Source organism: Streptomyces coeruleorubidus (assembly GCF_008705135.1).
In the GTDB taxonomy this organism is placed as follows: domain Bacteria; phylum Actinomycetota; class Actinomycetes; order Streptomycetales; family Streptomycetaceae; genus Streptomyces; species Streptomyces coeruleofuscus.
This window is the reverse complement of the sequence record NZ_CP023694.1, coordinates 5,107,640-5,120,428: the sequence shown is the minus strand read 5'-3', so window position 1 is coordinate 5,120,428 and position 12,789 is coordinate 5,107,640. Positions and strand designations below refer to the sequence as shown.

Annotated in this window: 14 protein-coding genes; 6 read left to right on the top strand and 8 right to left on the bottom strand. The window is 71.0% G+C overall.

Going from position 1 to position 12,789, the window contains the following annotated elements; all coding sequences use genetic code 11:
• The first annotated feature begins 174 nt into the window (after nucleotides 1-174).
• The gene (locus tag CP976_RS23730) at nucleotides 175-549 is read left to right on the top strand and encodes a nuclear transport factor 2 family protein (RefSeq protein WP_150482194.1); all 375 of its coding nucleotides are present in this window, start codon (nucleotides 175-177) and stop codon (nucleotides 547-549) included.
• Nucleotides 550-602: 53 nt separating this feature from the next.
• A complete protein-coding gene (locus CP976_RS23725; RefSeq protein WP_190146854.1) occupies nucleotides 603-1,397 on the top strand; it encodes an SURF1 family protein in 795 nt (264 codons plus the stop codon).
• Nucleotides 1,398-1,543: 146 nt separating this feature from the next.
• Here CP976_RS23725 and CP976_RS23720 read toward each other — a convergent pair whose 3' ends face one another.
• From CP976_RS23720 to CP976_RS23705, 4 genes are all read right to left on the bottom strand, one after another.
• Nucleotides 1,544-2,590, bottom strand: a complete 1,047-nt coding sequence (locus tag CP976_RS23720; protein ID WP_150482192.1) for a hypothetical protein — start codon at nucleotides 2,588-2,590, stop codon at nucleotides 1,544-1,546.
• Nucleotides 2,591-2,700: 110 nt separating this feature from the next.
• A complete protein-coding gene (locus tag CP976_RS23715) occupies nucleotides 2,701-3,276 on the bottom strand; it encodes a SigE family RNA polymerase sigma factor (RefSeq protein WP_150485473.1) in 576 nt (191 codons plus the stop codon).
• A 550-nt stretch (nucleotides 3,277-3,826) separates the two neighbouring features.
• Complete coding sequence (locus CP976_RS23710; RefSeq protein ID WP_150482191.1) at nucleotides 3,827-4,912, bottom strand: aspartate-semialdehyde dehydrogenase; 1,086 nt, start codon at nucleotides 4,910-4,912, stop codon at nucleotides 3,827-3,829.
• Nucleotides 4,912-6,189 (bottom strand): aspartate kinase, encoded by a 1,278-nt coding sequence (locus tag CP976_RS23705; protein ID WP_150482190.1) that lies wholly within the window; start codon nucleotides 6,187-6,189, stop codon nucleotides 4,912-4,914. The genes CP976_RS23710 and CP976_RS23705 overlap by 1 nt, the downstream gene beginning before the upstream one ends.
• A gap of 235 nt (nucleotides 6,190-6,424) precedes the next feature.
• Here CP976_RS23705 and CP976_RS23700 point away from each other — a divergent pair, with 235 nt between their 5' ends.
• On the top strand, nucleotides 6,425-7,165 hold the full coding sequence (locus CP976_RS23700; protein ID WP_150482189.1) for a response regulator transcription factor: 741 nt from the start codon (nucleotides 6,425-6,427) through the stop codon (nucleotides 7,163-7,165).
• Nucleotides 7,162-8,547, top strand: a complete 1,386-nt coding sequence (locus CP976_RS23695; protein ID WP_150482188.1) for a sensor histidine kinase — start codon at nucleotides 7,162-7,164, stop codon at nucleotides 8,545-8,547. Before CP976_RS23700 ends, CP976_RS23695 begins: the two co-directional genes overlap by 4 nt.
• Here CP976_RS23695 and CP976_RS23690 read toward each other — a convergent pair.
• Nucleotides 8,513-9,040 (bottom strand): SgcJ/EcaC family oxidoreductase, encoded by a 528-nt coding sequence (locus CP976_RS23690; protein WP_150482187.1) that lies wholly within the window; start codon nucleotides 9,038-9,040, stop codon nucleotides 8,513-8,515. The genes CP976_RS23695 and CP976_RS23690 overlap by 35 nt on opposite strands.
• Nucleotides 9,041-9,213: 173 nt before the next feature.
• On the opposite strand from CP976_RS23690, the gene CP976_RS23685 reads away from it, so the two are divergent.
• Entirely contained in the window at nucleotides 9,214-10,050 is an 837-nt protein-coding gene (locus CP976_RS23685) for a PhzF family phenazine biosynthesis protein (RefSeq protein ID WP_150482186.1), read from the top strand.
• A gap of 14 nt (nucleotides 10,051-10,064) precedes the next feature.
• Here the strand turns inward: CP976_RS23685 and CP976_RS23680 are convergent, their stop codons facing one another.
• The 3 genes from CP976_RS23680 to CP976_RS23670 all read right to left on the bottom strand — a co-directional run bounded on the left by CP976_RS23680 (nucleotide 10,065) and on the right by CP976_RS23670 (nucleotide 11,757).
• On the bottom strand, nucleotides 10,065-10,724 hold the full coding sequence (locus CP976_RS23680; RefSeq protein WP_150482185.1) for a DUF5063 domain-containing protein: 660 nt from the start codon (nucleotides 10,722-10,724) through the stop codon (nucleotides 10,065-10,067).
• Complete coding sequence (gene recR / locus CP976_RS23675) at nucleotides 10,717-11,316, bottom strand: recombination mediator RecR (RefSeq protein ID WP_030897911.1); 600 nt, start codon at nucleotides 11,314-11,316, stop codon at nucleotides 10,717-10,719. The genes CP976_RS23680 and recR overlap by 8 nt, the downstream gene beginning before the upstream one ends.
• Before the next feature lie 99 nt (nucleotides 11,317-11,415).
• Entirely contained in the window at nucleotides 11,416-11,757 is a 342-nt protein-coding gene (locus CP976_RS23670; protein WP_086848809.1) for a YbaB/EbfC family nucleoid-associated protein, read from the bottom strand.
• Between the two features lie 243 nt (nucleotides 11,758-12,000).
• Between CP976_RS23670 and CP976_RS23665 the strand changes: the two genes are divergently transcribed.
• Nucleotides 12,001-12,756 (top strand): SLATT domain-containing protein, encoded by a 756-nt coding sequence (locus CP976_RS23665; RefSeq protein WP_150482184.1) that lies wholly within the window; start codon nucleotides 12,001-12,003, stop codon nucleotides 12,754-12,756.
• The last annotated feature ends 33 nt before the right edge of the window (nucleotides 12,757-12,789 follow it).

Sequence of the window (12,789 nt, the reverse complement as noted above, 5' to 3'; positions counted from 1 at the left end):
CCAGCAGGTCAGGGATGACCACGTACTCCCCCACGCCGACCGGCCGGCACGAGGCTCGCCGAGTCGGCGAGATGTACTCGATCCGGGCCCGCAAGGACTGACCGGGCCACGGCCTGGAGTGGCGTTCGCGCAGGTCAGAGCCGATTGTCAGTGGCGGTGTGCACACTGCTCGGCATGACCGATCTGCGCGAGACCGTCGAGAGGTTCTGGACCGCGGCCGAGGCGAGGGACTGGGCCGCGTTCGCCGGCACCCTGGCCGAGGACGTCGTCTACACGTTGCCCCAGACCCGCGAGCGCATCAGCGGGCGGGAGCGGTACGTCCGGTTCAACCGCGAGTATCCGGGCGACTGGCATCTGCGTGTCGAGCGCGTCGTCGCCGAGCCGGGCCAGGTCGTCACCTGGATCCACTTCGCGGTGGGGCTGGAGGAGATGTACGGCATCTCCTTCTTCACCGGGGACGGAGAGGGCCGGATATCCACCGTCACCGACTTCTGGCCCGAGCCGTATGAGCCCCCGGCTGGCCGGGAGCACCTGACGGAGCGGTATTGAGTGGTACCGACCCCGCGGCCCGGACCCGCCCGGCAGACCCGTACCGTAAGGGTGTGTACCGGTTTCTGCTGACGCCCCGATGGTGGGGGATCAACGTCTTCGTGCTGTTGTCCATCCCCTTCTGCATCTTCATGGGGTCCTGGCAGCTCGGCCGGTTCGAGGACCGTGTGCAGGACCACCGCACGGCGACCGAGCAGGTCTCCGAGGCCCGGCACGAGGCGCCTCGGCCGCTCGGGGAGATGCTGCCGGTGACCAAGGCGACGTCCGGGAAGCAGGTCACCGCGACCGGCCGCTACGGCAAGCAGCTGCTGGTGCCCGGCCGGGAGCTCGACGGCAATCAGGGCTTCTACGTCCTGACGCTGCTGCACACCGACTCGGGCGAGGCGCTGCCGGTGGTCCGCGGCTGGCTGCCCGGTGCCGCAGACGCGGCGAAGGCGCCCGCGCCGCCCGCCGGTGAGGTCACGGTCACGGGGGCGCTCCAGGCGTCCGAGACACCGGGTGACAACGGCGTCAGCGCGCAGGGCGGCCTGCCGGCCGGGCAGACCGCGGCGATCAGTGCGGCGTCTCTGGTGAACCTGGTGCCGTACGACGTGTACGACGCGTGGGTCACGTTGGCGAAGGGTGACTCGGGGATGAAGGCGGTGCCGGCGAGTGCGCCGCCGGACACCGGGCTGGATCTGAAGGCGTTCCAGAACCTCGGTTACACCGCTGAGTGGTTCGCCTTCGTGGGGTTTGTGATCTTCATGTGGTTCCGGTTGCTGCGGCGCGAGATCGAGTTCGCGCGGGATGCGGAGCTGGGGTTGGTACCGGAGGAGGAGCCTGTCGCTGCGGACGTCGGCGCAAAGTGAGCGGCGTCGCTGCTGAGGGCGGGTGGGTCCGCAGCCCGGCGTAGCGGGGTGCCGCTTCTTTGGGACGGCGCCGCCCTGGGGGTACCTCCCAGGCCCTTGAGGCACTGGGGGAGGCACGATTGCCCGCAGCTGAGGCAGCTGCGCGGCTAGGACGCCGCCAGTACGCCCGTCCAGTAGACCGTCCCCGCGCACGCGTTGGACACCGTCACCGAGCCCGCGCCCGAGCCGGTCGCCGGTGTGTACGTCACCGCCACGCTGCCGTCGACAGTGCCGTCCTCCCTGGCCAGTTGCGGGGCCGTGCCCGTGCCCGTGTCGCCGCCGGTGGAGGTGCCGCCCGCGGCCGCGCCGTCCTCCGTCGGAGTGGGGTCGGGAGTGGGGTCCGGGTCGGGGTCGGGGTCACCGCCGGGGACGGGGCAGGTCTCACTGGGGACCCAGGCGAACTTCACGTCGTAGGCGGCGCCCGGCGCCAGCACGAGCTGGGCGGCCTCCAGGGACGGGTCGGGCAGGCCGGCCGCCGCGTCCCCGGCCGTGTGCCGGGCCTGCCCGACCTTGCTGACGTCGGCCGCGCCCTGCGCCAGCGCGCTCACGGAGCCGGGGCCGGTGACCGTACAGCTCGCCGCCGAGACGTTGGTGACGCGGAAGGAACCGTAGACCGCGCCGGTGGAGTCGGGTGCGGCGCTGCTTCCGGCGGCGGGGCCGAGCTGGGCGGCGGTACAGGCCTGGATGCCGGCGGCGGCGGTGGAGGACGGGCCGGCCCCCTGGGACGCTCCGGCCGAGGCGCCGGGGCTCTTGCCTTCCTTGTCCTTCTGCTTCTTGTCGCCCTTGTCCTTGCCCTCGGTCTTGCCGGGGGAGCTGCCCGCGGTGCTCTCGCCGCCGTCCGGGCCCTTGCCCTGGCTCACGCCGCCCTGTGCCTCGGAAGCGTGGCCGATCGCGGACGGGTTGGCCTCGGAGCCGGTGGAGTTGGAGACGTGCACGAGGGCGGGGACGGCCGTGCCGATGAACAGCGCGGCGGCTGCCATGCCGACGACGGCCTGCCGCTTGCGGGTCCGCCGCTGGGGCACCGCCTTCCGCAGATAGTCCAGCGTGCCGTCGCGCGGTTCCACCTCCTGCACCACTTCGTGCAGCATCCTGCGCAGGTCCAGCTCGTCCGATTCGAGCCCCTTGGGGCTCTGTTCGTCCAGGCCGTGGTTCACAGTTCCGTTCCCAGCGTGCGATTGCTTCGGATCTTGCCCGTGCAGCTTTGTCGGCTCGTGCCATTCGAAGGGCTCGTGCCGGTCGCGCCCGTCGCGGCGCGCGCCGTCGCTCATGCCGGCGCCTCCATGGCCAGCCGGAGCGCCGCGATGCCGCGCGAGCCGTACGCCTTGACCGAGCCCAGGGATATGCCGAGGGTCTCGGCGACCTGGGCCTCGGTCATGTCCGCGAAGTAGCGCAGCACCAGCACCTCGCGCTGGCGGCGCTGGAGGCCCTTCATCGCCTTGATGAGGGAGTCGCGCTCCAGCTGGTCGTAGGCGCCTTCCTCGGCGCTCGCCATGTCGGGCATGGGTTTCGACAGCAGCTTCAGGCCGAGGATGCGGCGGCGCAGCGCCGAGCGCGACAGGTTGACGACCGTCTGACGCAGGTACGCCAGGGTCTTCTCGGGGTCGCGGACCCGCTTGCGGGCCGAGTGGACGCGGATGAAGGCCTCCTGGACGACGTCCTCGCAGGAGGCGGTGTCGTCGAGGAGGAGGGCGGCGAGACCGAGCAGCGAGCGGTAGTGCGCCCGGTAGGTCTCGGTGAGGTGGTCGACGGTGGTCCCGGCCGCGACACCGTCCTCGGCGCCTTCACGCTGGTTCGGGATGCGGGCCGGCCGCGCTGCGGGCACGGGCGCGATCACCGGCATGCCGCCGGGCGTACCGGACATGCGGGGTCGTAGAGCCGCCGGACGGGGCGGTCGAATGACCGTGCCGCGTGCCGCGCTGAAGTCGAGTACCTCTGCCACGCCTGTTGGACACGCTCACCCCTGTCAGGGTTGTACGCGCCGGGCATCACTTTCACGCCGACCTTCGCTGTCGAAGGTCTACCCGCGTCAGGCAGCACAACCGATGGTGCATCAAATGCCCTCATGCGTCCCGCTCTTCCCCTATGTCCAGATATGAACGGGCGTCCCCACGCCCGGTCCAGGCGTCCCCACGCCTGTATGTGTCCCGCGGCCCGGAAGGGCGACCGCAAAGACGCTCCCCGCCCTCCGCGCGGTTGCGGAGGGCGGGGAGGTAAATCCTCGGATGCCGATGGGGTTCGGGACAAGTGGTCCGGACCATCGACCGGCTCACATGTCGTACACAGATCCTACAAACCGCCTATGACACCGGCCGGGGGATTTCCGCGTGGCGAAACTTCTCGAAACTCCGTGCAACCTCACGAGAGCCGGCGGGGGCCACCGGCCCGGCGCGTCACGAAAGCTCGGCGGCCACCAGTTCGGCGATCTGGGCGGTGTTGAGCGCGGAGCCCTTGCGCAGGTTGTCCCCACAGACGAACAGTTCGAGCGCCGTCGGGTCGTCCAGCGCCCGCCGCACCCGTCCGACCCACGTCGGGTCGGTGCCGACCACGTCGGCGGGCGTCGGGAACTCCCCCGCGGCCGGGTTGTCGAACAGCACGACCCCGGGCGCCGTGGCGAGGATCTCCCGGGCCTTGTCGACGGTGACCTCGCCCTCGAAGCGGGCGTGCACGGTCAGCGAATGCGTGGTGATCACCGGAACGCGGACGCAGGTGACGGCCACGGGCAGGCCTGGCAGTCCGAGGATCTTGCGGGACTCGTCGCGGACCTTCAGCTCCTCCGACGACCAGCCGTCCTCGCGCGGCGACCCGGCCCACGGCACGACGTTCAGCGCGACCGGCTCCGGAAACGGCCCGGTGCTGTCGCCCACGGCCCGCCGTACGTCACCGGGGCTGGTCCCCAGCTCCGTGCCGGCGACCAGGGAGAGCTGCTGCCGCAGCGTCGCCACGCCCGCGCGGCCGGCGCCGCTGACCGCCTGGTACGAGGAGACCACCAGCTCGCGCAGCCCGAACTCGGCGTGCAGCGCGCCCAGGGCCACGATCATGGAGAGCGTCGTGCAGCTGGGGTTGGCGATGATGCCGCGCGGGCGCATCCGTACGGCGTGCGGGTTGACCTCGGGCACGACGAGCGGCACGTCCGGGTCCATCCGGAACGTGCCGGAGTTGTCGACCACCACCGCGCCCTTGGCGGCGGCCAGGGGCGCCCACCGCTCGGCGACCTCGTCGGGGACGTCGAACATGGCGACGTCGACCCCGTCGAAGGCCTCCTCGGTGAGCGCCACGACCTCGGTCTCCTCGCCGCGCACGGCCAGCTTGCGGCCGGCCGAGCGGGGGGAGGCGACCAGTCGGATCTCGCCCCAAATGTCCGCCCGCTGGGACAGGATCTGGAGCATGACCGTGCCGACGGCGCCGGTCGCTCCCACGACGGCGAGCGTCGGCCGCTCGGAGCGGCCGGGCCGGTCGGCCCGTCGGAGACCGGTCATCAGCGGCCGGTGCCTCCGTAGACGACGGCCTCGTCGCTGTCGGAGTCGAGCCCGAACGCGGTGTGCACGGCGCGGACGGCCTCGGGCACGTCGTCGGCGCGCGTGACGACCGAGATGCGGATCTCGGAGGTCGAGATCAGCTCGATGTTCACACCGGCGTCGGACAGCGCCTTGAAGAAGTCGGCCGTGACGCCCGGGTTCGTCTTCATCCCGGCGCCGACCAGGGAGATCTTGCCGATCTGGTCGTCGTAGCGCAGGGAGTCGAAGCCGATGCCGCCCTTGTTCTTCTCCAGGGCGTCGATGGCCTTGCGGCCCTCGGCCTTGGGGAGCGTGAAGGAGATGTCCGTCAGACCCGTGGAGGCGGCGGACACGTTCTGCACGATCATGTCGATGTTGATCTCGGCGTCCGAGATCGTCCGGAAGATCGCGGCCGCCTCGCCCGGCTTGTCCGGCACGCCGACGACCGTGACCTTGGCCTCGGAGGTGTCGTGCGCGACACCGGAGATGATGGCCTGCTCCACCTGCTTGTCCCCTTGCGTAATCGGCTCACTGCTCACCCACGTGCCCTGAAGTCCGCTGAAGCTGGACCGGACGTGGATCGGGATGTCGTACCGGCGGGCGTACTCCACACAGCGGTGGAGCAGCACCTTCGACCCGGATGCCGCCAGCTCGAGCATGTCCTCGAGGGAGATCCAGTCGATCTTCCGGGCCTTCTTCACCACGCGCGGGTCGGCGGTGAACACGCCGTCGACGTCGGTGTAGATCTCGCACACATCGGCGTCGAGGGCGGCGGCGAGGGCCACCGCGGTGGTGTCGGAGCCGCCGCGGCCGAGGGTGGTGATGTCCTTGGTGTCCTGGCTGACACCCTGGAAGCCCGCCACGATCGCGATGTTGCCCTCGTCCACCGAGGTCTTGATCCGGCCCGGCGTGACGTCGATGATCCGGGCTTTGTTGTGGACCGAGTCGGTGATGACACCTGCCTGGCTGCCGGTGAACGACTGGGCCTCGTGGCCCAGCTTTTTGATCGCCATGGCCAGCAGTGCCATGGAGATCCGCTCTCCGGCGGTCAGCAGCATGTCGAGCTCGCGCCCGGCAGGCATCGGGGAAACCTGCTCGGCGAGATCGATCAGCTCGTCCGTCGTGTCGCCCATCGCGGAAACGACGGCAACCACCTGGTTGCCGTTCTGCTTCGCTTCCACGATCCGCTTGGCGACGCGCTTGATGCCCTCGGCATCGGCTACGGAGGAGCCTCCGTACTTCTGCACGACAAGGCCCACGTGCGCTCCTCGCTCAATCCGTCTCTATCCGCTCATACGCATTCGTACCGCGGTCGGCTCAGTCTAACGAGCGTCCGAAAATCCCTTCCGCGATATCGCATGGTGAGACTTCCGGGGTACTCGCTCAGAGCTGCTCATGCCCATCTCGGCACCGGCCACGCGAGAAAGTGCCCGGGGTCACAATCGCACGTGGGCCGAACCGTGTGCCCCAACTTTCAAGCACTAGGGTTCGCCTGTGCGCGTACTCCTGGTGGAAGACGATGAACCGGTCGCCGAGTCCCTCAGACGCGGCCTGAGGCGCTACGGCTTCGAGGTCGAGTGGGTCACCACGGGCCGGGCGGCGCTGGACCACACGAGCCCCTACGACGTCGTCCTGCTCGACCTCGGCCTGCCCGACACCGACGGCCTCGACGTCTGCAAGGCGCTGCGCGAGCGCGGCGACGTCCCGATCATCGTGATCAGCGCCCGCAGCGACGAGACGGACCGGGTGGTGGGCCTGGAGATCGGCGCGGACGACTACGTCTCCAAGCCGTTCGGCGTCCGGGAGGTCATCGCCCGCATCCGGGCGGTGATGCGCCGCGCGCGGCCCCGCACCCCCGCGGCCGGGGGACCCGGGAACGGCCCCGACCGCTACGGCCCCCGCCTGACCGTCGACCGCAAGGCGGCCCGGGTGCGGCTCGACGGCGAGGAGGTGGCCCTCGCGCCCAAGGAGTACGACCTGCTGGCCTTCCTCACCGAGGAGCCCGGGGCGCTGATGTCGCGCGAGCAGATCATGGAAGCGGTCTGGGACGCGAACTGGTTCGGGCCGACGAAGACGCTGGACGTGCATGTGGCGGCGCTGCGGCGGAAGCTGGCGGGCGCGATCACGATCGAGGCGGTGCGCGGGGTCGGCTTCCGGCTGGAGATCGTCAAGGACGGCGGCGACCAGGACGGCGGCGGCGACCCGAGCACCCGAACTGGCAGCGACCCCTCATGATCCGCCAGCTCGTCCGCAGCTACATCTTTCTCGTCGCGATCGCCATCGCCCTGTTCACGGTGCCGGTGGCCTTCTCGCTCACCTCCCAGCTGCGGGGCGACACCGAGGATTCCGTGGTGCGCGAGGCCGAGACCATGGCGCTGCTGCTGGCCAACGGCGACTCCACCTCGTGCGAGGCGCTCCAGGAGATGGCCGAGGCGTACGCCGCCCAGACGCCCGGCGACGTCCAGGTGGCCGGCGCCCCGGGCTGCGCGCCGGGCCTGCTCCGCCCCGCGGAGGACACGGCCCTGACCGCGGCCCTCGACCGGAACGACCCCACGACCGACTGGGGCTCCTCCTTCATCTGGGGTCCCGATCTGGTGATCACGGTCCCCGCCGAGGCGGCCGGCGAGGACCGGGCCGTCGGTGCCGTGCGCATCGTCTACTCGACGAACGAGATGACCGACCGCCTGTGGACGATCTGGGGCTTCCGGGCGATCCTCGCGGCGCTGGTCCTCGTGGTGGCCGCCCTGCTCGGCGTGGGGGTGGCGCGGCGCCTGACCCGCCCGCTGCGCCAGCTCAACGCCATGGCGAGCAGGTTCAGCGACGGCGACCTGACCGCCCGCTCCCCCGTGACGGGCCCGCCCGAGACCCAGACGCTGGCGCGCACCCTCAACCAGGGCGCGGAACGCCTGGACACACTGATCGCGGCCCAGCGCATCTTCGTGGCGGACGCCTCGCACCAGCTGCGCACGCCTCTCACGGCCCTGCGGCTGTCCCTGGACAACATCGCGGACGGTGTGGACGACGAGGTCGTACGGGAGGACGTGGAGCAGGCCACCGCCGAGGTCGTACGCATGAACCGGCTGGTCAACGGCCTGTTGGTGCTGGCCCGGGCCGAGGCGAAGGTGACGGCCGCCGAGCCGCTCCCGCTGCTGGACATCCTGCGGGAGCGGCTCGGCGTGTGGAGGCCGGCCGCCGACGAGCGCGGAGTCACCATCGCGCTCAGGGGGAGTACCGACGGCCGGCCGTCTGTGCTGGCCGGCCCCGGTCATCTGGACCAGATGCTGGACAACGTGCTCTCCAACGCCCTGGAGGTCTCACCGGACGGCGGGACGATCACCGTGCGGGTGGACCCGCGGGACGATGTGGTGGGGGTGTCGGTCCTGGACGAGGGACCCGGCATGTCGGACGCCGAGAAGTCCCGCGCCTTCGACCGCTTCTGGCGGGGCCAGGGCCTGACCGGCAAGGGCGGCTCCGGTCTCGGTCTCGCCGTCGTCAGGCAGCTGGCGACGGACGACGGCGGGACCGTGGCCCTGACGGACGCTCCCGGAGGCGGCCTGTGCGTGACGATCACCCTCCGGGCGGTCAGCTCTCGGGCATCTTCGAGGAGTGGTGGTTGACGATCAGCCACGTGCCGTCGGCCTGCTTCTCGTAGGCGTACGTGTAGCGGGCCTTGACGGTGTTCTTCGCGCCCGTCTCGTGGTCGGTGAGCGCGAACTCGTACACACCGGTGTCGATGACGGTGTCCCGGTCGAGGACGTTGACGACCGACTCGACCTTCGTGCCGGCCGGCTTGTTCCGGAGGAAGTGCTCGAAGTAGTCGACGATCTCGGCTCTGTCCGTACGGACGTTGTCGGAGACGGTCGGCAGCAGGACCGCGTCCTTCGCGTACAGGTCGGCGACCTTCTGCGGGTCGCCGGTCTGAAGCGCCGCGTTCCACTGGTCGAAGAGCCCGAGCACTTGGGCCTCGGTGGCCATCTTGGCGGAGTTCTTCCCGGACGTGCCGCTCGAGTCGGCTCCGGCGGCCCCGGCGCCGAGGGCGAAGGTACCGGCGGCCAGGGCGGCGACAGCGGCGGCGACGGTTATGCGACGGCGTACGGGGCGGCGGTCCATGACATCTCCAGTGAGATCGAGGGGAGTCGACTTGCCTCCGCTTCTCTTGCGGTGGAAGTGACTCCAGACTCGCGTGTCACCGGTTAGCCGCCGTGCAGCCCACGTACAGGGGCCGTACAAGGAGCGCCCAAATCACGCAGCGTGGGCATGGAGCCGGACGCTACTGTCACGGCATGGAGATACTGCGCTACGTGGCGTTCAGCACGGATCCCAAGGGCGGCAACCCCGCGGGGGTGGTGCTGGACGCCACCGGGAGCGACGACGCGACCATGCTGGCGACGGCGGCCGAAGTCGGCTACTCCGAGACGGCGTTCGCGGTGGACTCGGGCGACGGATCCCTGGACGTGCGGTACTTCAGCCCGCTCGCCGAGGTGCCCTTCTGCGGCCACGCGACGATCGCCACGGCCGTCGCCCACGCGGAGCGGCACGGCACCGGACGCCTGCGGCTGCGCACGGCGGCGGGCCCGGTCACCGTCACCACCGACCGGGCGGCCGACGGCACCCTCGTGGCGACCCTGGTGAGCGTCGCACCGCGTACGGCACCGCTCGAGGAGGCCGATCTGGCCGAGCTGCTGGGGATTCTGGGCTGGTCCGCCGGAGACCTGGACCCGGCGCTGCCGCCCCGGGCGGCCTTCGCCGGAGCCTGGCACCCGGTCATCGCCGCGGCGAGCCGGGACCGGCTGGCCGGCCTGGACTACGACATGGCCGCGCTCGGCGCCCTCATGGCCCGCGAGGACTGGACCACGATCGACCTGGTCTGGCGGGAGTCCCCCACGGTCTTCCACGCCCGCAACCCGTTCCCGCCCGGCGGTGTGGTCGAGGACCCGGCCACGGGAGCGGCGGCCGCCGCGTTCGGTGGCTACCTGCGTGAGCTCGGACTCGTCGGCACCCCTGCCACCCTGACGGTTCACCAGGGCGTGGACATGGGACGGCCGAGCACGATCACGGTGACGGTACCGGCGGAGCCGGACACCGGCATCGGCGTGACCGGCACGGCCGTACGACTCTGAGAGACCTCGGCCTCCTACTTGGCCGGGCGCAACCCCAGCGGCTCCGCGATCTCCTCCGCCATCACCCTGCCCGCCTCGAACTCCAGCGTGTCGTCGCCCATGGCCTGGTCCGTGTCCAGGCCGTCGAGTTCGGCCAGGGGCTGGTTGAGGCGGACGTGGGCGAGGACCGACTGGAGGGCCCGGAGGGTCGCGGAGGCGGTGGAGCCCCAGTTGGAGAAGTAGGAGAACTGCCACCACCACAGGGCCTCCGTGGTGCGGCCCGCCCGGTAGTGGGCCATGCCGTGGCGCAGGTCGGTGATGACGTCGGTGAGGTCGTCGGAGATACGGGCCGGCACCGGCGCCTTGCGGGGCTCGTAGGGGTCGAAGACCTCCGAGTAGACGTCGATGGGGTCGAGGAGCCGCGCCAGGTTCTCGCGGAGCTCGTCGACGTCCGGCTCGGGGCCCGGGTCGGGCTCGTAGCGCTCGTCGGGCACGATGTCCTCGTGCGCGCCGAGGCGGCCGCCGGCCAGGAGGAGTTGGGAGACCTCCAGGAGCAGGAAGGGAACGGCCGATTCCGGCTCGTCGCCCCTCGCGATCTCCATGACGGCGACCAGGAAGCTCTCGACCTGGTCCGCGATCTGGACGGCGAAGTCGTCCGGGTTCTGGTCGGTCGCGTGCAGCGTGGCGTCAGACATCTAGGAGTCGTCTCCCCTCGAAGGCGCGACCGAGGGTCACCTCGTCCGCGTATTCCAGGTCGCCACCCACCGGGAGGCCGCTGGCCAGGCGGGTGACCTTCAGGCCCATGGGCTTGATCATGCGGGCGAGGTACGTGGCGGTCGCCTCGCCTTCGAGATTCGGGTCCGTGGCGAGGATGAGCTCCGTGACCGTGCCGTCGGCCAGGCGCGCCAGGAGTTCCCTGATCCGCAGGTCGTCCGGCCCCACCCCGTCGATCGGGCTGATCGCGCCGCCCAGGACGTGGTAGCGGCCCCGGAACTCACGCGTGCGCTCGATCGCCACGACGTCCTTCGGTTCCTCGACGACGCAGATGACGGCGGGGTCGCGGCGGGCGTCGCGGCAGATGTTGCACAGCTCCTCCTGCGCGACGTTGCCGCAGGTCGCGCAGAAGCGGACCTTCGCCTTGACCTCCATGAGCGCCTGGGCGAGCCGTCGTACGTCCGTGGGCTCCGCCTGGAGGATGTGGAAGGCGATCCGCTGGGCGCTCTTCGGACCGACGCCGGGCAGCCGCCCCAACTCGTCGATCAGGTCCTGGACCACGCCTTCGTACAACGGACTGCCTTTCGTGGATCATCGAGGTCGTTCGCGCCGCACGGCCTTCCCGTACGTACCGTAGTTGTCAGCCGCCCGTCCGAGGAAGCGGTAGGCGTCTCAGAACGGCAGACCGGGGATGCCGCCGCCGCCCAGACCTTGCGCGAGCGGGCCCAGCTTCTCCTGCTGGAGCGCCTGCGCGTTCTCGTTGGCCGCCTGCACAGCCGCCACGACCAGATCGGCGAGGGTCTCGGTGTCCTCCGGATCCACCGCCTTCGGGTCGATCCTCAGGTTGCGCAGCTCGCCGGCGCCGGTGACGGTCGCGGTCACGAGGCCGCCGCCCGCCTGGCCGTCGACCTCCGTCTGCGCCAGTTCCTCCTGCGCCTGTGCCAGGTCCTGTTGCATCTTCTGGGCCTGCTGGAGCAGCTGCTGCATATTGGGCTGGCCACCACCGGGGATCACGATCAGCTCCTTGCTCGGTACGGGTTTTCCCGTTCGGCACGAGCCTACGTGGTCGGGCCTGCCGTCGCCCCAGCACTCTTTCGAGTGAGTTTCCCTCGCGCCCTATAACTGATCAAGGAATACTTCCGGGCGGAAAAGCGGCGAAAGCTACATCTTCGCCACCCGTTGGGGGGTAGGAAGGGTCCGGCGCGTGTGCGTCGTGTGTGCCACTTGTCACGCAGCGTGGTCAGTAGGGAGTGCCGGGTGGGTCAGCCGGAGATGCAGCCCGAGGGGCCGCTTCAGGACGGACGGGGCGAGGGGGCGGCCCGGCTGCGGCCGGGCGATCTGACCGGGCGGGCCTTCCCGCTCGGGGACTGGGGGGAGCCGGCGGTCCGGCTGGACGAGCTGTACCGGTGGGTGGAGCGAGGGGCGCTGCGGACGGCGGCCTGGTATCTCGAGGACCGGGTGTGGAAGCGGCGGTGCGCGCGGGTGTTGCGCTGCGGGGCCGCGGTGGGGGCGGTCACCGGCGTCGCGCTGCCCCTGCTGGATCTGACCGGGGTCGCGGGCGGCATCGCGCCCTGGGGGTGTCTGGCACTGCTGCTGGGGGTGGCGTGTGTCGCCGTCGACCGGTACTTCGGCGTGACGTCGGGCTGGATGCGGGACGTGGCCACCGCGCAGGCCGTGCAGCGGCGGTTGCAGGCACTTCAGTTCGACTGGGCGGCGGAGTGCGTGCGGGAGGTCCTGGGACCGGCGGAGGGGACGGCGAGTGAGGCGGCCGAGCGGTGTCTCGGGGTGCTGCGGAGGTTCTCCGAGGATGTGAGCGAGCTGGTGCGGGCGGAGACGGCGGAGTGGGTCGGGGAGTTCCGGAGCGGGGGTGCGCCCGTGGGGTTGCAGGCGGTGGTGTTCTCGGGGGGTGGGCGCGGGGGCGACGCGGGGGGTTTCCCTGGGCGGTTCTCCGTGCCGCCGGGGGGTGGTGCGCGGCCGAACATGCCGCGGCAGCGGCCACCGGAGCCCCGGTGAGCGGGGGTGCCGGCCGGCTTATGCACGGGCAGC

What these genes read in the sequence shown, in the direction of transcription:
- CP976_RS23730 (WP_150482194.1), top strand. Translation starts at nt 175, where the DNA reads ATGACCGATCTGCGCGAGACCGTCGAGAGGTTCTGGACCGCGGCCGAG.
- CP976_RS23685 (WP_150482186.1), top strand. Translation starts at nt 9,214, where the DNA reads ATGGAGATACTGCGCTACGTGGCGTTCAGCACGGATCCCAAGGGCGGC.
- CP976_RS23680 (WP_150482185.1), bottom strand. Translation starts at nt 10,724, where the DNA reads ATGTCTGACGCCACGCTGCACGCGACCGACCAGAACCCGGACGACTTC.
- CP976_RS23715 (WP_150485473.1), bottom strand. Translation starts at nt 3,276, where the DNA reads ATGCCGGTGATCGCGCCCGTGCCCGCAGCGCGGCCGGCCCGCATCCCG.
- CP976_RS23690 (WP_150482187.1), bottom strand. Translation starts at nt 9,040, where the DNA reads ATGGACCGCCGCCCCGTACGCCGTCGCATAACCGTCGCCGCCGCTGTC.
- CP976_RS23710 (WP_150482191.1), bottom strand. Translation starts at nt 4,912, where the DNA reads ATGACCGGTCTCCGACGGGCCGACCGGCCCGGCCGCTCCGAGCGGCCG.
- CP976_RS23695 (WP_150482188.1), top strand. Translation starts at nt 7,162, where the DNA reads ATGATCCGCCAGCTCGTCCGCAGCTACATCTTTCTCGTCGCGATCGCC.